The organism is Serratia sp. 14-2641 (assembly GCF_001692375.1).
Classification (GTDB): Bacteria; Pseudomonadota; Gammaproteobacteria; order Enterobacterales; family Enterobacteriaceae; genus Chania; species Chania fonticola_C.
On the sequence record NZ_LXKR01000055.1, the window covers coordinates 234,973 to 255,162 of the forward strand.

The window sequence follows — 20,190 nt, forward strand, 5'->3', positions numbered from 1 at the left end:
CAGCCGGTAATACACAGGAAAGGCAGCGCCGTTTCGTTCCACGGCGTCCAGCTATAGCAACCCCCGGTTAACGGGCAACGCAGCTCCCACGACGGAGTTGTGATAATAAAAACTGGAGTTTATACACATGACCAACATCACGAAGAAGTCCCTGCTGGCAGCAGGCATTATTGCGGCGCTAGGCTTGACGGCGGCAGGAACTGCTTTTGCGGCCGATGTGCCAGCGGGCGTTCAACTGGCAGACAAGCAGGAAATCGTTAAGAACAACGGTTCCGAAGTACAATCCCTTGACCCGCACAAGATCGAAGGCGTGCCTGAAAACAACGTCACTCGCGATCTGATTGAAGGCCTGGCGAATAACAGCGTGGACGGTTCAGTGGTGCCGGGTGTCGCAGAAAGCTGGGATAACAAAGATTTTAAAGTGTGGACCTTCCACCTGCGCAAAGACGCCAAATGGTCGAACGGTGAGCCGGTAACGGCACAAGATTTCGTGTATAGCTGGCAGCGCTTGGTTGATCCGAAAACGGCTTCTCCTTATGCCAGCTATCTGCAATATGCCCATGTAGAAAACGTAGATGACATTATCGCCGGTAAAAAAGATAAATCGACCTTGGGCGTGAAGGCCATCGACGATCATACCTTCCAGGTGACGCTGACCGAGCCGGTTCCATATCTGGTAGAAATGACCCCGCACTACGCCATGAAGCCGGTGAATAAAGAAGCGGTAGAGAAGTTTGGTGAAAAGTGGACCTTGCCAGAGAACTACGTGAGCAACGGCGCATACAAGCTGAAAGACTGGGTGGTAAACGAACGTATCGTGCTGGAACGTAACCCGCAATACTGGGATAACGCCAAAACTATCATTAATAAAGTCACCTTCCTGCCGATCGCTTCAGAAGTCACCGACGTCAACCGCTACCGCACCGGTGAAATCGACATGACCTATAACAACATGCCGATCGAACTGTTCCAGAAGCTGAAAAAAGAGATCCCGAACGAAGTGCACGTTGATCCCTACCTGTGTACTTATTACTATGAAATCAACAACCAGAAAGCACCGTTCACCGATGCTCGCGTACGTGAAGCGCTGAAGCTGGGGATGGATCGCGACATTATCGTCAACAAGGTGAAAAACCAGGGCGATCTGCCAGCTTACAGCTTTACTCCTCCTTACACCGACGGTGCCAAGTTGACCCCGCCAGAGTGGTTTGGCTGGACGCAGGAAAAGCGTAACGAAGAAGCCAAGAAACTGCTGGCCGAAGCCGGTTATGGCCCGGGTAAACCGCTGACCTTCTCGCTGCTGTACAACACCTCCGATCTGCACAAGAAGCTGGCCATTGCCGCTGCGTCTATCTGGAAGAAAAACCTGGGTGTGGACGTGAAGCTGGTGAACCAGGAGTGGAAAACCTTCCTGGATACCCGCCATCAGGGCACTTATGACGTGTCACGTGCTGGCTGGTGTGCGGACTACAACGAACCAAGCTCCTTCCTGAACATGATGCTGTCTGACAGCAGCAGTAACACCCCGCACTATAAGAGCGCAGAATTCGACAAGCTGATGGGCAACGTCTTGACGGCGAAAACCAAAGAAGAGCGAGCCGATCTGTATCAGAAAGCCGAAGTTCAGCTGGATAAAGACTCTGCTATCGTTCCGCTTTATTACTATGTGAATGCTCGCCTGGTGAAACCTTACGTGGGAGGTTACTCAGGCAAAGATCCACTTGATAACGTTTACGACAAAAACCTGTACATCATCAAACATTGATGCGGCAAGGGCTGGCGGCACAGGTCGCCAGCCCATTTCAAGACAATAAGCCGTTATCAGGCTGAAGCACAGGGCTAGGGCAATGCTTAAATTTATCTTTCGTCGCCTGTTAGAGGCGATCCCGACACTATTTATACTCATCACCATCTCTTTCTTTATGATGCGCCTCGCACCCGGCAGCCCGTTTACCGGTGAGCGTGCTCTGCCACCTGAAGTGTTGGCCAACATTGAAGCCAAATATCACCTTAACGATCCGATCTGGAAACAGTACGGGCACTATTTGGTGCAGCTGTCGCAGGGTGATTTTGGCCCTTCATTCAAATACAAAGATTATTCGGTTAATGACCTGGTCAAGGCCTCGTTCCCCGTTTCAGCCAAACTGGGATTTGCCGCTTTCGTTCTTGCGGTGGTGCTGGGGGTGAGCGCAGGGGTTATTGCCGCGTTGAATCAGAACACCAAGTGGGACTATACGGTGATGGGGTTCGCCATGACAGGTGTGGTGATCCCCAGCTTTGTTGTCGCCCCCTTATTGGTGCTGATATTCGCCATTACCTTGAAGTGGTTGCCCGGTGGGGGCTGGAACGGTGGGGCGCTGAAATTTATGATCCTGCCGATGGTGGCGCTGTCTTTGGCCTATATCGCCAGCATCGCGCGTATCACCCGTGGCTCGATGATTGAAGTGCTGCACTCCAACTTTATCCGTACCGCCCGCGCCAAAGGTTTGCCGATGCGCCGCATCATTCTGCGCCATGCGTTAAAACCTGCGTTGCTGCCGGTGCTGTCCTATATGGGGCCAGCGTTTGTTGGGATTATCACCGGTTCGATGGTGATTGAGACCATTTACGGCCTGCCAGGAATTGGTCAGCTATTCGTTAACGGTGCGCTGAACCGTGACTATTCGCTGGTGTTGAGCCTGACCATTCTGGTCGGTGGCTTGACCATCCTGTTTAACGCGATCGTCGACGTGCTGTATGCCGTGATCGATCCCAAAATCCGTTACTAAGCTGGAGCACGCAAGATGTTGACGAAAAAGAACAGCGAAGCTCTGGAAAACTTCAGCGAACAGCTGGAAGTTGAAGGGCGTAGTCTGTGGCAGGACGCTCGCCGCCGCTTTATGCACAACCGTGCGGCGGTGACCAGCCTGTTTGTGTTAGCGCTGATCACCCTGTTTGTGATCTGTGCCCCCTGGCTGTCGCAGTTTGCTTATGATGACACCGATTGGGCAATGATGTCTGCCGCGCCTAACCTGGAGTCCGGGCACTATTTCGGTACCGACTCCTCAGGGCGTGACCTGCTGGTGCGCGTGGCTATTGGTGGCCGTATCTCGCTGATGGTGGGGGTAGCTGCGGCGCTGGTGGCCGTAGTGTTGGGCACTTTGTACGGTTCCCTGTCTGGCTATCTGGGCGGCAAGACCGACTCGGTGATGATGCGCTTGCTGGAGATTTTGAACTCCTTCCCGTTCATGTTCTTTGTGATCCTGCTGGTGACCTTCTTTGGGCAAAACATCCTGCTGATCTTTGTGGCGATCGGCATGGTGTCGTGGCTGGATATGGCGCGTATCGTGCGCGGGCAGACGCTCAGCCTTAAACGTAAAGAGTTTATCGAAGCGGCGCTGGTGTGCGGCGTATCGACCCGCAATATCGTCCTGCGGCATATCGTGCCAAACGTACTGGGTGTGGTGGTGGTATACGCCTCGCTGCTGGTGCCGAGCATGATCCTGTTTGAATCCTTCCTCAGCTTCCTGGGGCTGGGCACTCAGGAGCCGTTGAGCAGTTGGGGCGCATTGTTGAGCGATGGTGCCAACTCGATGGAGGTCTCGCCGTGGTTGCTGCTGTTCCCAGCCTGTTTCCTGGTTATCACTCTGTTTTGTTTCAACTTTATCGGCGATGGCCTGCGTGATGCCCTCGACCCGAAAGATCGTTAAGGAGTGCAACCATGAGCATTAATTCTCAACCACAAAACGGACTGCTGCTGGACGTCAAAGATCTGCGTGTGACGTTCGGTACGCCAGACGGTGATGTGACTGCGGTGAACGATCTCAACTTCGATCTGCGCGCGGGTGAAACCTTAGGCATCGTCGGGGAGTCGGGTTCCGGCAAGTCACAGACGGCATTTGCGTTGATGGGCCTGCTGGCCAGCAATGGCCGCATCGGCGGCTCGGCAAAATTCAACGGACGTGAAATTCTCAATCTGCCAGAAAGCCAGCTCAACAAGCTGCGGGCCGAAGAGATCTCGATGATCTTCCAGGACCCGATGACCTCATTGAACCCTTATATGCGGGTTGGTGAGCAGTTGATGGAAGTGCTGATGCTGCATAAGAAAATGAGCAAAAGCGAGGCGTTTGAAGAGTCGGTCCGCATGCTGGATGCGGTCAAAATGCCGGAAGCCCGTAAGCGTATGCGTATGTATCCGCATGAGTTTTCCGGCGGGATGCGCCAGCGTGTGATGATCGCCATGGCGTTGCTATGTCGGCCAAAACTGCTGATTGCCGATGAGCCAACCACGGCGCTAGACGTTACCGTGCAGGCACAGATCATGACGCTGCTAAACGAACTGAAGCGTGAATTCAATACGGCGATCATCATGATCACCCATGATTTGGGCGTTGTTGCCGGGATCTGTAACAAGGTCTTGGTGATGTACGCTGGCCGCACCATGGAATACGGCAGCGCCCGCGATGTGTTTTATCATCCGAGCCACCCCTATTCTATCGGGCTGCTCAATGCGGTGCCGCGTTTGGATGCCGAAGGTGAAGCGTTGATGACCATCCCTGGTAACCCGCCGAACCTGCTGCGTTTGCCAAAGGGCTGTCCGTTCCAACCGCGTTGTCCGTATGCGATGGAGCAGTGCGCGAGTGCTCCGCCATTGGAGCAGTTTGGTGAGGGGCGCCTGCGCGCCTGTTTCAAGCCAGTGGAGGCGTTGGTATGACCGCAACCGATAAAAGAGTGCTGCTGGAAGTCGCAGACCTGAAAGTTCACTTTGATATTCATGATGACAAGCAGTGGTTCTGGCAGGCACCTAAAACGCTGAAGGCAGTGGACGGTGTCACCGTGCGCCTGTTTGAAGGCAAAACGCTAGGGGTGGTAGGGGAGTCAGGCTGCGGTAAATCCACCTTCGCACGGGCAATTATCGGCCTGGTGAAGGCGACCAGTGGCCGCGTTGCCTGGTTGGGCAAAGATCTGCTGGGCATGAGCGATGCCGACTGGCGCAAGACGCGCAGCGATATTCAGATGATTTTCCAGGATCCGCTGGCCTCGCTGAACCCGCGTATGACTATCGGTGAGATCATCGCCGAACCGCTGCGTACCTATAATCCGAAAATGCCGCGTCAGGAAGTGAAGGATAAGGTTAAAGCGATGATGTTGAAGGTGGGCCTGTTGCCGAACCTGATCAACCGTTATCCGCATGAATTCTCCGGCGGGCAGTGCCAGCGTATTGGCATCGCCCGCGCCTTGATCCTGGAACCGAAACTGGTGATTTGTGATGAGCCGGTCTCCGCCTTGGACGTGTCTATTCAGGCGCAGGTGGTGAATCTGTTGCAGCAGTTGCAGCGCGAGATGGGGTTATCGCTAATCTTTATCGCTCACGATCTGGCGGTGGTTAAACACATTTCCGATCGGGTGCTGGTGATGTATCTGGGCCATGCGGTGGAGCTGGGCACTTATGATGAGGTCTATCATAACCCGCAGCACCCCTATACCAAGGCGCTGATGTCGGCGGTTCCGGTGCCGGATCCTGACAAGGAGAAGGAAAAGCAGATCCAACTGCTGGAAGGGGAGCTGCCATCACCGATCAATCCGCCTTCGGGCTGTGTGTTCCGCACCCGCTGTCCGATTGCCGGGCCGGAATGCGCTAAAACGCGTCCATTGCTGGAAGGCAGCTTCCGTCATGCGGTATCGTGCCTGAAAGTCGATCCGTTGTAATGGGTTGATTAATAATAAAAAAACCTGCCATTTGGCAGGTTTTTTTATACCGTTAACCGGCTTATTCTTTCCACAAAATGTGGCACAGCTTGTTATCTTTCTCGCGACAGATCAGTACGCGGGCAAAGACATCGTTGATAGGTTCGCCATCGCTGTCCGCCAGGCCGATCACCACCTCGGCAAAGAAGTCCGGATTCAGATCGTAATCCACGTGCTCTTGCCAGTCTTCTGCCGGATCGTACAGCTCGGCACCGCCGCGCTCTTCAAACTGTAAATTGAACAGCAGAATATCCGCGGGATCCAGATTGTCGCCGGCCAGCTCCAGGAAGATGTCGTAGGCTTGTTCCAGCGTTTCATCTTCGGTAAGGCGATTATTCAAGTCCATATAAAAATCCTGATAACAAATGATTTGAGGTTATTAAACCATGCTCGTTGCCGCTTTTACAGCAACGGGCTGAAAAAGTAAAACAGGCGTTCGACCAGGCGGTGCCAGTACGGGCGCTTTAACCATTGCTTGGCGTCCAACAGCTGCGAGCGGGCGATGTAATCATCTTGCACACAGGCCAGATCGGCACCAAAGCCGCTGTCGTCAATCACCAGGGTGATCTCAAAGTTCAGCCACAGGCTGCGCATATCCAGATTGACCGTGCCGACCAGACTGAGCTGGCCATCGACCAACACGCTCTTGGTGTGCAACAGCCCGCCTTCAAACTGATAAATCTTCACGCCCGCTTCCAGCAGCTCCGAGAAGAAGGCACGGCTGGCCCAGCGCACCATCATTGAGTCGTTGTCGCGCGGAACGATAATGCTGACGTCGACGCCACGCAGCGCTGCCGTGCAGATGGCGTGCAGCAGATCGTCGCTTGGAACCAGGTAGGGAGTGGTCATGATCAACTGCTCACGCGCGGAATAGACCGCCGTCAACAGCGCTTGATGGATCATCTCTTCCGGGAACCCCGGGCCGGAGGCAATAACCTGGATGGTGTGGCCGCTTTCCTGTTCAAACGGCATGATATTCACGTCTGGCGGCGGTGGTAGAATGCGCTTGCCGGTTTCGATCTCCCAGTCACAGGCGTAAACAATACCCATCGTGGTTGCCACCGGGCCTTCCATACGTGCCATCAGGTCGATCCATTGACCAACCCCGGCATCCTGCTTGAAGAAGCGCGGATCGACCATATTCATACTGCCGGTGTAGGCGATGTAATTGTCGATCAGCACCACTTTGCGATGTTGCCTCAGGTCCATACGCCGCAGGAATACGCGGAACAGGTTAACCTTGAGTGACTCAACCACTTCAATACCGGCGTTACGCATCATGCTGGGATAAGGGCTGCGGAAGAACTGTACGCTGCCAGCCGAGTCCAGCATCAAACGGCAATGTACGCCACGGCGTGCGGCGGCCATCAATGATTCGGCGACCTGATCGACCAGCCCACCTGGCTGCCAGATGTAAAACACCATCTCGATATTATGGCGTGCCAGTTCGATATCACGCACCAGGGCATTCATCGTTGAATCGGTGGTCGTCAGCAGCTGTAGCTGGTTGCCTTTGACGCCATCGATACCCTGGCGGTGGTGGCAAAGCTGGAAAAGCGGGCGGGCCACTTCACTGTACTCGGTAGCAAAAATCCGGCTGCTTCCTTTAAGCTCATTCAACCAGCGAGCGGTTGAGGGCCACATGGCCTTGGCTCTCTCTGCGCGGCGCTTGCCAAGGTGCAGTTCGCCAAAGGATAAATAAGCAACGATACCGACCAATGGCAGAATATAGATCACCAGCAGCCAGGCCATGGCCGAAGGCACGGTGCGTCGTTTCATCAGAATACGCAATGTGACCCCGGCGATAAGCAGCCAGTAGCCAAACACCAAGAGCCAACTAATTACGGTATAAAAGGTTGTCATAAAGGCAAAAATTTCCGTTCGTAAGCCACCAATAATGAGTGTACGCACAGAACAACAAAGGTGAAACCTTTTCTCGGTAGTTAAGTTACATAAAAATGATTGACGAAAGGGACTTGCTGAAAATAAAAACCGTACTTTCTGTCGCCTGTGAGAGGGATACGGTGATGAACGCACGACTTGGATCGCGCGTTGAAAGGGCTATAATGCCCGCGGTTGGCATTGATGGGTAACGTAAAATGAGACGCAGTAGAAATGAAGTGGGCCGCTGGAGGATGTTACGGCAGAGCCAGCGGCGCAGGCACCGTTGGCTGGAGCGCCAGTCGTGCAGCAATCGGCATATCATTCGTGTTCGCCGTCGTTTGGACGATCAACACCGCAGAGCCTTATTGTTCGTTGTGGCTTACGAGTGGTAAAACAAGAACAGCCCGTTATGGGCTGTTCTGCTATTGGCTGGACCAGGGTTATTTACCCAGATAGGCGTTCAGCATCCACACCTGTTTTTCCTGCTCTTTGATGTAATCACTCATCAGCGAAGAGGTACCCTCGTCACCGGCCTCTGCGGCCAGCGTCAGCAGTTCGCGCTGCTGTTGCAACAAAATGGCGTAACCTTCCAGCAAGCCGCGCAGGGTGCCTTTATCGTCGGTGACATTGGTGTCTTCCTTGATATCCGCCGTTTTCAGATAGTCACTGAAGGCATGGCGAGGCTGGGAACCCAGCGTCAGAATACGCTCTGCCAGTTCATCCACCTTGGTCAGCAGGTCATTGTAGGTTTCTTCAAACTTGACGTGCAGTTCAAAGAAGTGCGGGCCGGAAATATTCCAATGGTAGCCGCGCACGTTCATGTACAGCACCTGGTAGTTAGCCAGTAGGGCGTTTAGTGCTTCAGAGAGTTTTGCTGATTGTTTGGTGTCCAGGCCGATATGAGTCTTGGTCGCTTTCTTTGCCGTTGCCATAATAATCTTCTCCTGATTATTTGTTTCGATTATCTAGATTGATATCCATACAAAACAGGTTAACCGGATCTATCATAAGGTTAAAGTTGCTACTAAGCATCAATTCAATCGCTCAAACCAATTTACCCGTCGTCTTTCAAGTTGCTTACATTCATCAATTGGCTAGTCGGGTAGGGGCGCTGCTGCGCCCACTTAACCTCATCGATTAAATTACACCTGCGCTCTTTTGCGCAAAGCAAATTTTAGCACACCGGCGCTCAGGCTGGTGAGCAATGCGGCGGCGATCAGTACGGCAATAAAGGCCTGATCAAAGGCACCTCTAGCCAGCTGGATCAGCCTTTCTGCGCTGTCTGCGCCCATATTTCCGGCTAACCGTAACGCCTCATCAATGCTGTCATAAGCGAGATCGCCTGCTGGAAGATTGGCAGGCAATACCAGGCTGTGGCTATAGACCGCCGTCATCAACCCGCCCAACAGCGTGACGCCTAACACGCCACCCAACTCCCACGAGACATCTTCAATGGCGGCGACCATGCCCGCCTTGTCTTCTGGGGCGTTGAGCATAATAGCCGTTGAGGCGGCGGTGATGGCACCACCGAGGCCAAAGCCCACCACAAACAGGCAGACCAACTGCATAATGACGTTGCCTTGATACCACAGGGCGACACCCGCAATGCCTAAGGCGGTGAGAATAAAGCCGCCCACCAACATGGAGCGTTCGCCGTAACGCGGTAGCAAGGCCCCGGCCAACGGGCCAGCCAGAGCAGAGGCTACTGGAATAGGTAGAATAAACAATGCGGCCAGCAGCGGCGTCATGCCTAGCACCAACTGTAACCGTTGGCTTAACACCAGTTCGACCCCGATCAGCGCGATCATTGAAACGATCGCTACACCGACACCGCTGGCAAACAGGCGATTACGGAACAGTGAGAAATCGATCATGGGGTATTGCGCCCGTTGCTGACGGCGGACAAACAGGGTCAGGAACAGCGTACCGAGCGCTGCCGCAATGGCGAAGTCACTCAGGGAGAACGCGGGTTTGCTCAGCTCTTTCAGCGCATAGATCGACGCCACCAGGCCGAACATGATCTGTAGCGAGCTAATAAAGTCGCAGGGGCGTTGACTGTCTCCACCGCAACGAGGGATCAGATAGACCGCCAGCGGCAGGACCAGCATCACCACCGGCACGTTGATCAGAAATACCGAGCCCCACCAGAAATAGGACAGCAGAACGCCGCCTACCACTGGGCCAAGCGCGGCGGCACCGGAGGCCACAGCGGCCCAGATGCCAATCGCTAGCGCACGTTCACGCTCATCGGTAAAGACGTGGCGCACGATGGAAAGCGTGGCCGGCATCATCATCGCGGCTCCGATGGCCAGGAAAGCCCGTGACGCAATCAGCAGCTCGGCACTGGGGGAGAACGCGGCGCACAGTGAGGCCAAGGCAAAGACCGGCAAACCGGCGATAAACATTTTCTTGTGGCCAAGACGGTCGCTTAACATGCCAGCGCCGGGCAGCAGGCCAGCAACCACCAACGGGTAGGCGTTAACGATCCACAGTTTTTGTGAGGCTGTGGCATCCAATGCCTGGGTCAGGCGCGGCAACGCGGTGTAAAGCACCGTCATATCGGTAATGATTAAAAATAGCGCACTGGAGATCATTGCCAGGATCAGCCAGCGGTTTTGGGCGTGCATAAAGAGTATCCTAGTAAACCGATGACGCGGCTGCGTCACCTTACGGTAACCACCCGGTAGCACCGGTGGTATACTGCTATAATATAAATCCATACGTACGTATTGAAAAGGGGCTTTCTCAATGGGGCGTCAACGAAGTATCGATCGTGACAAGGTGCTGGATACCGCAGAAGAGATTGTGGCGACCCAAGGTGCGGCAGGGTTAACCATCGATTCGGTGGCTAAAGCCATGGGGATCTCCAAGGGGGGCGTGCAATATTGCTTTGGTAGCAAAGATGCGCTCATCGATGCGATGTTTGACCGTTGGGGCAAGGTTTATGAGCAGGTTTTTGACGATATTGCGGGCAGCGATCCGGACCCTTTAACCATCGTCCAGGCGCATATGCAGGCTACACGCAGTTCCGATCAGGCTTCCAGCGCCAAGGCTGCCGGGTTGATGGCGACGTTAATTCAGACGCCAGAACATCTGGACAGTACGCGAGAATGGTATCGCAGCCGCATAGCAGGTTTGGATCTGACCACCGAAGCGGGGAGAAAGGCGCGCCTGGCCTTCTTGGCTACCGAGGGAGCCTTCATGCTGCGCTTCTTCGGCTTCATGGATATTACTCAGCAGGAATGGGAGGCGATGTTTGCCGATCTACAAAAGTGGGTTCTTACCGATACGGCTCGCAATGGTTGACCTATCACACTGATAGATGGCGATCGCTCCGCTTGGCGAGTATGTTTAGCGAATAAAGATATTCCCTCGAAGAACCCACTTTTAGCCAGCCACCTCCGTGCTGGCTTTTTTTTGCTTAAAATACCTGCTTGAACGGTTTCACCGTGACTTCGCCGTATACGCCAGCGTCTACGTACGGGTCTTGTGCAGCCCAGGATTTTGCCGCCTCCAGCGAAGGGAACTCGGCGATCACGGTAGAACCGGTAAATCCAGCCTGGCCCGGATCGTTGCTATCAATAGCCGGGTTAGGGCCAGCGACCACCAACCGGCCTTCATCACGCAGCGCTTGCAGGCGAGCCAGATGGGCGGGGCGAACGGCCATGCGCTGTTCGAGCGTGCCAGGTACGTCTTGTGCGTAGATCAGATAAAGCATATTTCACCTTTAAAATCATTGCCATACAACGGTAATCACAAAGTAGCGCAAAACCTGTGACAAGGGAATGCCAATCCAGATAAAAATTCATTACCGAGCTGAGGATAGCTGCGTGTGCTGCGATTGACGGATGAGTGGACATATTGGTTAACAATCCGTATGCAAAGCTCAATAAAAGGCTAATTAAACGTTAATATCCCTATGAGTTTGCTGGTTTTAGCGCCTAATGATGCCGATTAAAGCGATAGTTTGTCTTTCGTTATTGAATATGATTGCTATTTGCATTTAAACTTGGCGCACCAGAGGAAACAGAATCATTATGCCGCTAAACAAAATGTTCCTTATTCGCCGAATTTCCGTGCCAATTGCCCTCTCCGTTGGTTTGCACAGTGCCCTGGTGGCCGCCTTGCTCTACGCTTCCGTCAACGAAGTGTTGGAGTTGCCGAAGCAGGAAGATGCCCCTATCAGCGTTATGATGGTGAATATGACCGCGTTGGCAGAACCGCCACCGCCGGCAGCGGCGGAACCGGAGCCGCAGGTAGAACCTGAGCCAGAACCAGAACCGATCCCGGAGCCCGAGCCGCCACCGCCGGTACCGGTAGCCATTCCTAAACCGGAGCCGGAGAAACCCAAGCCGAAGCCAAAACCGAAGCCGAAGGTAGAGAAGCCGGTCAAGCGTGAAGTGAAGAAGACCGAACCGCGTGAACCTTCGCCGTTTGACAGTCAATCCGAAGCCAAGCCGATCGACAAGGCACCGGTTAAACAGGCACCATCAGCACCCGCGCCGGGAACTTCCCGTGAGTTGGGGCCGAAAGCTTTGAGCATCGGCAAGCCGATGTATCCACCGCGCGCCCTGGCATTGCAGATTGAAGGCAAGGTCAAGGTTCAGTTCGATGTCGATAGCGACGGGCGGGTGACTAACGTGCGTATTCTGTCGGCGGAACCACGTAATATGTTCGAACGTGAGGTGAAGCAGGCAATGCGTAAATGGCGCTATGAAGCCAAAACCGCGCAGAATCTGACGAAGACCATCGTCTTCAAAATGGAAGGTTCGACGGTCGAGTAAGCAATAAAAAAGGTCGCGTTTGCGACCTTTTTGCTATCTGGCGTAGGCTTACTCGCCAACGCGGAAGTTCATCTTGCCGTCTGGCAGGGCGCGAGGGCTACCGCCGTCATCTACCGCTACATAGGTAAAGACCGCTTCCGTGGCACGGTAGCGCTGGCCGATTGGGGCAGAAGACACCTTCTTGACCCAAACTTCCACATTGATGGTAATCGAGCTGCGGCCACTGCGGATACAGTTGGCATAGCAGCACACCACGTCACCCACCGCGACCGGTTTGAGAAAGGTCATGCCGTCTACCCGCACGGTTACCACGCGCCCTTCGGCGATCTCTTTGGCCAGGATCGCACCGCCGATGTCCATTTGCGACATCAGCCAGCCGCCAAAGATATCGCCGTTGGCATTGGTATCTGCCGGCATGGCCAGCGTGCGCAGCACCAGCTCACCGCTAGGCAAAGGTCGTTGTTCGGTCATTATTTCTTCTGCTCTTCTGGCATATGACGGTAAATATAGATACCGCTCAACAGGGTGAAGACCAGCGTCAGCACGGTCAGGCCAAATACCTTGAAGTTAACCCAAACGTCCTGCGGCATCCAGAATGCCACATAGATATTGGCCAAGCCGCAGGCCAGGAAGAACAGGGCCCAGGCAATGTTAAGGTGGTTCCAGACGCTGTCCGGCAGGGTCAGCTCTTTACCCAGCATGCGTTGGATCAGCGGCTTTTTCAGTATCAGTTGGCTGATCAGCAGCGCCAGGGCAAACAAGGTGTAGATGACCGTGACCTTCCATTTGATAAACAGGTCGTTGTGAAACACCAGGGTCAAGGTGCCGAATACGGCGACCATAGCAAAGGTGATCAGCGTCATCTTCTCTACCTTGCGATATTTCAGCCAGGTAAAGACCAGTGCCAGGGCGGTGGCGACGATCAAGGCACCCGAGGCGACGTAGATATCGTAAAGCTTATAAAAGGCAAAAAAGACAATCAGGGGTAGAAAATCAAGAAACTGCTTCATAAATCAATCCATCATAGGTTCATCGGGCGACTATACCGGATTTGGCCCGTTCTGTGTATCGCACTAAAGGGCAGATTATCGGTGTTCGTCCGGTAGATTGCTGCTGTAAACACCAGAATTTGCATAAACTTACGATTGTTACCGTCGGTTATTTGCAAGCGCAGGGTGTACGACGCATATTAAGCATAATAATAGCCGCATAATTTACCATGGAAAATAGCTATGCAGTGGAAGTCTCTGCGGGCGTGGACGCCCGGTTTGACGCATTTGTTAGGATATGAACGCAGTTGGTTAAAACCGGATATTCGTGCGGGGTTATCGGTCGCAGCGGTAGCTTTACCGGTGGCGATTGCCTATGCCGAATTGGCCGGTGTCAGCCCGGTGGTCGGGCTTTACTCCTGTATTTTACCGATGATCGCCTATGCCATTTTTGGCTCGTCGCGGCAGTTGATTGTCGGGCCGGATGCGGCAACCTGTGCGGTGATTGCTGCCGTGGTGACTCCGCTTGCCGCAGGAAGTATGGAGCTGCACTGGCAGCTCACCATCATGATGACCGCCATGACGGGGGGGTGGTGTTTGCTGGCCAGCCGCTTCCGGCTCGGGGCCTTGGCAGACCTGCTTTCGCGCCCGATCCTCAGCGGATTGCTGAACGGGGTGGCGGTGACCATCATCGTCGATCAGATCGGTAAAGTGCTGGGGTTCGGTACGCCACCGGCACAGCTGATTGAACGTATTTATGCCTTGCCCGGCAACATTCTGCACAGCGATTGGCCGACGATGGGCATTTCATTGCTTACGCTGACGATGCTGGTGGGGGTTAAAAAGTTGCGGCCTAACTGGCCAGCGCCGTTGTTTGCCATCGTGCTGGTCGCCTTTATCACCTGGGCGTGTAATTTACAGCAGCACGGTATTATTACCGTAGGGGGCTTCAGCGGCATGCTGCCTATTGTCCAGTGGCCGGATTTTCAGCCGGGCTTACTGCGTGACATGGTGATACCGGCGCTCAACCTGGCAGTGGTCAGCTTTGTCAGCATGATGCTCACGGCGCGCAGCTTTGCGGCGAAAAATGGCTACGAAGTTAACGCCGATGCGGAGTTCCGTGCGCTGGGGCTGGTAAACATTGTTTCCGCGCTGTCGCAAGGGTTTGCCATCAGCGGGGCCGATTCGCGTACGGCGGTAAACGATGCCAACGGAGGCAAGAGCCAGCTGGTATCAATTATTGCCGCCATCGTCATTGGCATTGTGCTGCTGTTCCTGACTTCGCCGCTGCAATTTATTCCGGTGGCCGGATTAGGCGTGGTGCTGATGTACGCAGCCTGGTCGTTGATCGACATTCGCGGCATCTGGATCCTGCGCAAGCGCAATGCCCAGGCGTTCAGACTGGCGGCTTTCACCTTCGTCAGCGTGCTGCTGGTGGGGGTGATCAGCGGCATTGGCTTGGCGGTATTGCTTGGCCTGATGCAGTTTCTCCGCACCGTGTTCCGCCCTACGGAGCAATTGCTGGGGGTCAATGAGGAAGGCATGATCCACTCAATGGGCAACAACAACGGGGTGAAGGCGGTGCAGGGCGTGATGATGTACCGCTTTAACTCCCCGCTGACCTATTTTAACGTGGCCTACTTCAAACGGCGCATCCTCAATCTGGTCGACAGTACGCCGTTCCAGCCGCGTTGGGTGGTGGTTGATGCGGTGGCCAGCTTTACCCATGCAGATATCAGCGTGCTGGCGGCCATCGATGAGCTAAAACGTGATTTGTTACAGCGTAACGTAAAGCTGGTGCTGGCCGGACGGCGCACCGAGTTAACACGCTGGTTCCGTATCAATCAGGTGGGGCGTGATAAGGATCTGATCCTGGTGCCCGACCTTTATCTGGCACTCAAGCTGATACAAAGTAAGGAACAGGCCGAACCAGGTACAGCACAGTAAATAAAAAGGGCACGCTAAAAGCGTGCCCTTAAACGTCAACAGACCCTGTTTATCTTTTATCCAGGGACACGCCAGAAGCGGGCGCTGTGTCACGCAGTAGCATATACAGCCGGAACAGATAAATCAGCAGTAGGGCAGAAACCAGATTGCTTAAAGCCGTCAGCACTATGCTGGCAACGTGTGGCGTCAACACAGACAAATGACTGACCATAAACAGCACCAGCAGCTTGGCCGCCAACCACAGCATCATCGCCGGTACGATCACCCGCGCGTTGGCAAAGGCCAGCTTGCAGCTTAGCTTCAGTGAGGCAAACATGCCTTTCCCATCGGCCACAGAAATCACCGGGGCCAACGAGAACGAGATCGCCATGATTACCCCGGGCACGACGAACAGCGTCAGGCCAAGCTGAGTCAGCAAGGTGCAAACAAACAGCAGCAACAGTAAACGCGGCAATAGCGGGGCAGATATCCCGATAGCCCGCAGCGCACTGGTACGCTGGCCTTCAGAAACCAGGCGGATCAGCGTCAGCATGCCCCCTACCAGCAGCACGTTACCCACTAAAGCGGAAATCGTGGCGGCGGCGGACACTTTCAACAGCACCATCTGCTGTTCAGGCGTCATTTGCTGAATGATTTCCTGGATCCCCATGCCGGCACCGGCGTTGGAGGCCAAATCACTTTCCGTCGCGGTCAGGATCTTCAACTGCTCGATATCGGGGCTAAACGCCTGATTAAGCAGCACAGAAATGAATGCGGTCAGCAGTGCCAACAGCACAATGCTGGCAACCTGATTACGGAAAAAGTTAAAACTGTCACGGTACAACGTGTTGGCCGTAATTGGCATGCTTGGCATGCAGACTCCTTGGCGTCGGGAACGTAGTTAAATCAGTGGGCGATTGTACCCTGTTCCGCGCCGCTGTGGCACCCCGCGAATGGCACTGTGCTGATTTCTTGGGCGATTATGGTCTCTGACAATGATAATGGCAGGGGAACCGGCAAGGGCGGCAGGCCGTAGCGCTCACGGGCTCGATCGCAGGCCTCATTGCGCAGGCCGTTTTCCCCGGATTGATCGAATTCGCGGCAGGGACTAGGGCGATTGGGGTAGATCGAACAGGACACCGCCTGACCAATCTCACCCACCAGCGAGGTGCAGCGCGGGGACTTGCTGTTGGTCCCCAGCATACAGCGCAGAAAGGGGCTCAAGGGTTCAGTCAAGGATATAGGTACCACGCCGCCGCCATCTTCTGCTTCGGCCCAATAGAATGATACTCGGAAATAACCGCAGCAGGCGCCGCAGCTGGTGCAGGGATTTTGAATTTCGCTCATCTTGATTGCCACCGACTCCTTACCGGCCCAACCAAAACCAACAGGAATGATGAAATTACGCAGAGGCATTTTTTTTAGCAACTTTTTTTGGTAACAGAAATGTAAACATGCATAAAATTTGCAACAAAAGGCGTTTATTGATTCAGATCAATTATCGATTTATTAACACCTTAGGTGGCTTTGTTTTTGGTGGGAATTTAAATTTTTACACTTAAGATGTGATCTCGATGGGATCATAAATACCTGTTAATAGGTATATTCATCGGGACTGTAAACCACACAAATGGAATGGATAATGAAAAAGACAACTCTGGTGGTGTTAGGGGCTCTGATGGCTCCTATGGTAGCAAGCGCGCATCAAGCGGGTGATTTCCTGTTCCGGGCAGGGACTGCAACAGTTCGTCCTAATGCAGGTTCGGACAACGTTTTAGGCCAAGGATCTTTCAACGCCAATAACAACACCCAGTTGGGTCTGACTTTTGGCTATATGGTGACGGACAATATCGGCGTCGAATTACTGGCTGCAACGCCGTTCCGCCATAAAGTGTCTCTGGGTGGCCCAGCGGTCAACGGGAATATTGCAACCGTTCGTCAACTGCCACCAACGCTGATGGCGCAGTATTACTTTGGCGAAAAACAGGACAAGCTGCGCCCATACCTGGGTATTGGTGTGAACTACACCATGTTCTTCGACGAGAAATTCAACGACAACGGCAAGGATGCAGGTTTAAGCAACCTGGATCTGAAAAATTCCTGGGGTGTTGCCGGGCAGGCAGGTCTGGATTACAACCTGGATGAGCACTGGATGCTGAATATGTCGGTCTGGTGGATGAATATCGAGACCAAGGTGCGCTTTGACGCGGGTGATCAACATCAGAGCGTTGATACGCGTCTGGATCCGTGGGTGTTTATGTTTGGTGCGGGTTACCGCTTCTAAGCCAGCAATAAAGGAGGCGCTGTTCGGCGCCTCCCTCTTCAGTTATTTAATGCGCATATCGTTTTCGACGGATTTAACTCCTGCCACGCCGCGTGTCACCTGAATGGCACGGTTAGCATCGGCACTGGAGCTGACAAAACCGCTCAACTGTACCCGGCCCTTAAAGGTTTCAACGCTAATCTCGGTGGATTTGATGGTTTTATCCGCCAGCAGTGCTGACTTCACTTTGGTAGTGACGACCGTATCGTCAATATAGCCGCCAGTCCCTTCTGATTTTGCCGTTGGAGCACAGGCAGAAACTGCCATAGCCAAAATAGCCGCCATGCACAGCGCTGAAAGGGTTTTAAATAGCTTCATAAATGACTCTCCTTGCATATGTTATTGTTGAAATTAAAGGCTGATTTCAATCAGCTAACGAAATCGTATGCACTGAACCACTGAATATTTAGCGGCAAATATGATTGTGGGGCAGGTTGCTGGTTTGTTCAAATTGTTTGCGAAAATATCTTTGGCAAGATTGAGGGTAAACAAAGTGTTATCACCGGACACTTTCGTAGTATCCGGTGATTGAGGGCGGGGAGATTAAACGCGGGTAGCGGCTTTCATTTCACGTACAAACTTGCCAAGTTTGGCCAGCATTTCTGCCGGTTGTGCCTGATTCTGTTCGATGATTTTAACAATTGCCGAGCCAGAGATCGCCCCGGCGGCCCCGGCTTGCAACGCATCCTTGACCTGTGAAGGTTCAGAGATACCAAAGCCTTGCAACGGCGGTGCCGCATGATATTCGCGCAGCTTATTGACCAGATGGTGCAGCGGTAACTGCGCCCGGCTTTCCGTTCCGGTTACTCCGGCGCGTGACAGCAGGTAAGTGTAGCCCCGGCCGTGGGACGAGATTTCACGCAGTAAATCTTCATCCGCATTTGGCGGGCAAATATAGATTGGTGCAATACCATGGCGAGTTGCCGCCGCGCGGAAAGGCGCTGACTCTTCGAAAGGTACGTCCGCGATCAACACCGAATCTACACCGGCTTGCGCGCAGCGCTGATAAAATGCGTCTATGCCGCCGTGGAACACCAGGTTGGCGTACATCAGCAGGCCAATCGGAATATCAGGGTGTTTCTGACGGATCGCCGCCAGCATTTCAAAACAGTGCGTTGGCGTAACGCCAGAAGCGAAAGCACGCAGCGCTGCACTTTGAATGGTTGGGCCATCGGCCAACGGATCCGAGAAGGGGATCCCCAACTCCAAGGCATCTGCACCGTTCTCCACCAGCGTATCAATAATCTGTAACGATAGCGTCGGGTTTGGGTCGCCAAGGGTGACAAACGGCACGAAGGCGCCTTCTTTATTATTTTCCAACCGCTTGAACAGTTGCTGATAACGTTCCATCAGATTTCTCCCCGTGCTTTAAGAATGTCGTGAACGGTAAATATGTCTTTGTCGCCGCGGCCGGACAGGTTAACTACCAGGATCTGTTCTTTCTGCGGCTCTTCACGGATCATTTTCAGCGCGTGTGCGAGGGCATGGGAAGACTCCAACGCCGGGATAATCCCTTCGTGGCGGGAAAGCTCCTTGAAAGCCTCCAGCGCTTCATCATCGGTGATCGACACGTATTCTGCGCGGCCGATGCTGTTGAGATAGGCGTGCTGTGGGCCAACGGAAGGGAAGTCCAAACCGGCGGAAATCGAGTAAGACTCCTCGATCTGGCCTTCAGAGGTTTGCATCATCGGTGATTTCATACCGAAGTAGATCCCCACTTTGCCGTGTTTCAGCGGCGCACCATGCTGGCCGGTTTCGATCCCCAGGCCGGCAGGTTCAACGCCGATCAGGCCAACGCTGACCTCATCGATAAAGTCGGCAAACATGCCGATGGCGTTGGAACCACCGCCAACGCAGGCCAATACGGCATCCGGCAGACGGCCTTCACGCTCCAGCACCTGAGCTTTGGTTTCTTCGCCGATCATGCGTTGGAACTCACGCACGATGGTCGGGAACGGGTGCGGGCCTGCGGCAGTGCCCAGCATGTAGTGGGCCTTTTCGTAAGAGCCAGACCAGTCGCGCAGCGCTTCGTTACAGGCATCTTTCAGCGTGGAAGAGCCGCTGTGCACCGGGATCACTTCTGCGCCCATCAGACGCATACGGAAAACGTTCGGTGACTGGCGTTCGATGTCCTTGGCGCCCATGTAGATACGGCACTTCAGACCGAGCAGGGCACAGGCCAGCGCAGAGGCCACACCGTGTTGGCCAGCGCCGGTTTCCGCGATGATCTCGGTCTTGCCCATGCGTTTGGCAAGCAGTGCCTGGCCCAATACCTGGTTGGTCTTATGGGCACCGCCGTGCAGCAGATCTTCACGCTTCAGGTAGAGTTTGGTTTTGCTACCGGCAGTCAGGTTTTTGCACAGCGTCAGTGCCGTTGGGCGGCCCGCGTAGTTTTTCAGCAGATCGATAAACTCTGCCTGGAACTCTGGGTCACGCTGGGCGCTGACGAAGGCCTCTTCCAGTTGTTTCAGGGCTGGCATCAAAATTTGCGGCACGTACTGACCGCCAAATTCGCCGAAGTAAGGGTTAAGCAGCGTCATTATTTTTCCCGTTATTA

General features: G+C 54.0%; 22 protein-coding genes. 10 read left to right on the forward strand and 12 right to left on the reverse strand.

Going from position 1 to position 20,190, the window contains the following annotated elements; genetic code table 11:
* Positions 1 to 127: 127 nt before the first annotated feature.
* The 5 genes from oppA (at position 128) to oppF (ending at position 5,688) form a co-directional block, all read left to right on the forward strand.
* A complete protein-coding gene (oppA, locus tag A6U95_RS19760) occupies positions 128 to 1,765 on the forward strand; it encodes an oligopeptide ABC transporter substrate-binding protein OppA (protein WP_065685689.1) in 1,638 nt (545 codons plus the stop codon).
* 82 nt (positions 1,766 to 1,847) lie between these two features.
* Positions 1,848 to 2,768: an oligopeptide ABC transporter permease OppB gene (oppB, locus tag A6U95_RS19765; protein ID WP_021181231.1), complete on the forward strand. Its 921-nt coding sequence runs from the start codon at positions 1,848 to 1,850 to the stop codon at positions 2,766 to 2,768.
* 15 nt (positions 2,769 to 2,783) lie between these two features.
* Positions 2,784 to 3,689: an oligopeptide ABC transporter permease OppC gene (oppC, locus tag A6U95_RS19770; RefSeq protein WP_021181232.1), complete on the forward strand. Its 906-nt coding sequence runs from the start codon at positions 2,784 to 2,786 to the stop codon at positions 3,687 to 3,689.
* 11 nt (positions 3,690 to 3,700) lie between these two features.
* Positions 3,701 to 4,693 (forward strand): ABC transporter ATP-binding protein, encoded by a 993-nt coding sequence (locus A6U95_RS19775; RefSeq protein WP_065685690.1) that lies wholly within the window; start codon positions 3,701 to 3,703, stop codon positions 4,691 to 4,693.
* Positions 4,690 to 5,688: a murein tripeptide/oligopeptide ABC transporter ATP binding protein OppF gene (gene oppF, locus A6U95_RS19780; RefSeq protein WP_065685691.1), complete on the forward strand. Its 999-nt coding sequence runs from the start codon at positions 4,690 to 4,692 to the stop codon at positions 5,686 to 5,688. The genes A6U95_RS19775 and oppF overlap by 4 nt, the downstream gene beginning before the upstream one ends.
* A gap of 61 nt (positions 5,689 to 5,749) precedes the next feature.
* Here oppF and A6U95_RS19785 read toward each other — a convergent pair whose 3' ends face one another.
* The gene (locus tag A6U95_RS19785; protein ID WP_021181235.1) at positions 5,750 to 6,073 is read right to left on the reverse strand and encodes an HI1450 family dsDNA-mimic protein; all 324 of its coding nucleotides are present in this window, start codon (positions 6,071 to 6,073) and stop codon (positions 5,750 to 5,752) included.
* Between the two features lie 56 nt (positions 6,074 to 6,129).
* Positions 6,130 to 7,590, reverse strand: coding sequence for a cardiolipin synthase (gene cls / locus A6U95_RS19790; protein ID WP_024487022.1), 1,461 nt, complete (start codon positions 7,588 to 7,590; stop codon positions 6,130 to 6,132).
* A 236-nt stretch (positions 7,591 to 7,826) separates the two neighbouring features.
* Here cls and A6U95_RS30005 point away from each other — a divergent pair, with 236 nt between their 5' ends.
* Positions 7,827 to 8,003 (forward strand): YciY family protein, encoded by a 177-nt coding sequence (locus tag A6U95_RS30005; RefSeq protein WP_004945296.1) that lies wholly within the window; start codon positions 7,827 to 7,829, stop codon positions 8,001 to 8,003.
* 48 nt (positions 8,004 to 8,051) lie between these two features.
* Here the strand turns inward: A6U95_RS30005 and A6U95_RS19795 are convergent, their stop codons facing one another.
* Positions 8,052 to 8,543: a Dps family protein gene (locus tag A6U95_RS19795; protein ID WP_021181236.1), complete on the reverse strand. Its 492-nt coding sequence runs from the start codon at positions 8,541 to 8,543 to the stop codon at positions 8,052 to 8,054.
* 210 nt (positions 8,544 to 8,753) lie between these two features.
* Complete coding sequence (locus A6U95_RS19800; protein WP_065685692.1) at positions 8,754 to 10,238, reverse strand: MFS transporter; 1,485 nt, start codon at positions 10,236 to 10,238, stop codon at positions 8,754 to 8,756.
* Between the two features lie 121 nt (positions 10,239 to 10,359).
* On the opposite strand from A6U95_RS19800, the gene A6U95_RS19805 reads away from it, so the two are divergent.
* Positions 10,360 to 10,917 carry a TetR/AcrR family transcriptional regulator gene (locus A6U95_RS19805; protein WP_065685693.1) on the forward strand — a complete coding sequence of 186 codons (558 nt, stop codon included), beginning with the start codon at positions 10,360 to 10,362 and terminating at the stop codon, positions 10,915 to 10,917.
* Positions 10,918 to 11,032: 115 nt separating this feature from the next.
* Here the strand turns inward: A6U95_RS19805 and A6U95_RS19810 are convergent, their stop codons facing one another.
* Positions 11,033 to 11,329 carry a YciI family protein gene (locus A6U95_RS19810; RefSeq protein WP_021806591.1) on the reverse strand — a complete coding sequence of 99 codons (297 nt, stop codon included), beginning with the start codon at positions 11,327 to 11,329 and terminating at the stop codon, positions 11,033 to 11,035.
* 319 nt (positions 11,330 to 11,648) lie between these two features.
* Between A6U95_RS19810 and tonB the strand changes: the two genes are divergently transcribed.
* Positions 11,649 to 12,395, forward strand: a complete 747-nt coding sequence (gene tonB, locus A6U95_RS19815) for a TonB system transport protein TonB (protein ID WP_065685694.1) — start codon at positions 11,649 to 11,651, stop codon at positions 12,393 to 12,395.
* A 48-nt stretch (positions 12,396 to 12,443) separates the two neighbouring features.
* On the opposite strand, the gene yciA is transcribed toward tonB, so the two are convergent.
* On the reverse strand, positions 12,444 to 12,866 hold the full coding sequence (gene yciA / locus A6U95_RS19820) for an acyl-CoA thioester hydrolase YciA (RefSeq protein WP_021181241.1): 423 nt from the start codon (positions 12,864 to 12,866) through the stop codon (positions 12,444 to 12,446).
* Positions 12,866 to 13,405 carry a septation protein A gene (locus A6U95_RS19825; protein WP_021181242.1) on the reverse strand — a complete coding sequence of 180 codons (540 nt, stop codon included), beginning with the start codon at positions 13,403 to 13,405 and terminating at the stop codon, positions 12,866 to 12,868. The genes yciA and A6U95_RS19825 overlap by 1 nt, the downstream gene beginning before the upstream one ends.
* Positions 13,406 to 13,627: 222 nt before the next feature.
* Between A6U95_RS19825 and A6U95_RS19830 the strand changes: the two genes are divergently transcribed.
* Positions 13,628 to 15,331: a SulP family inorganic anion transporter gene (locus A6U95_RS19830; RefSeq protein WP_065685695.1), complete on the forward strand. Its 1,704-nt coding sequence runs from the start codon at positions 13,628 to 13,630 to the stop codon at positions 15,329 to 15,331.
* 49 nt (positions 15,332 to 15,380) lie between these two features.
* Here A6U95_RS19830 and A6U95_RS19835 read toward each other — a convergent pair whose 3' ends face one another.
* A complete protein-coding gene (locus tag A6U95_RS19835; RefSeq protein WP_024529248.1) occupies positions 15,381 to 16,175 on the reverse strand; it encodes a YciC family protein in 795 nt (264 codons plus the stop codon).
* A 41-nt stretch (positions 16,176 to 16,216) separates the two neighbouring features.
* Entirely contained in the window at positions 16,217 to 16,657 is a 441-nt protein-coding gene (locus A6U95_RS19840) for a YkgJ family cysteine cluster protein (RefSeq protein WP_065685849.1), read from the reverse strand.
* A 295-nt stretch (positions 16,658 to 16,952) separates the two neighbouring features.
* On the opposite strand from A6U95_RS19840, the gene ompW reads away from it, so the two are divergent.
* Positions 16,953 to 17,594 (forward strand): outer membrane protein OmpW, encoded by a 642-nt coding sequence (gene ompW, locus A6U95_RS19845; RefSeq protein ID WP_098930951.1) that lies wholly within the window; start codon positions 16,953 to 16,955, stop codon positions 17,592 to 17,594.
* Between the two features lie 42 nt (positions 17,595 to 17,636).
* Here ompW and A6U95_RS19850 read toward each other — a convergent pair whose 3' ends face one another.
* The 3 genes from A6U95_RS19850 to trpB form a co-directional block, all read right to left on the reverse strand.
* Entirely contained in the window at positions 17,637 to 17,951 is a 315-nt protein-coding gene (locus A6U95_RS19850) for a BON domain-containing protein (protein WP_024529251.1), read from the reverse strand.
* A gap of 225 nt (positions 17,952 to 18,176) precedes the next feature.
* The gene (trpA, locus tag A6U95_RS19855; RefSeq protein ID WP_024529252.1) at positions 18,177 to 18,983 is read right to left on the reverse strand and encodes a tryptophan synthase subunit alpha; all 807 of its coding nucleotides are present in this window, start codon (positions 18,981 to 18,983) and stop codon (positions 18,177 to 18,179) included.
* Complete coding sequence (gene trpB / locus A6U95_RS19860) at positions 18,983 to 20,173, reverse strand: tryptophan synthase subunit beta (protein WP_024529253.1); 1,191 nt, start codon at positions 20,171 to 20,173, stop codon at positions 18,983 to 18,985. Before trpB ends, trpA begins: the two co-directional genes overlap by 1 nt.
* Positions 20,174 to 20,190: the final 17 nt, after the last annotated feature.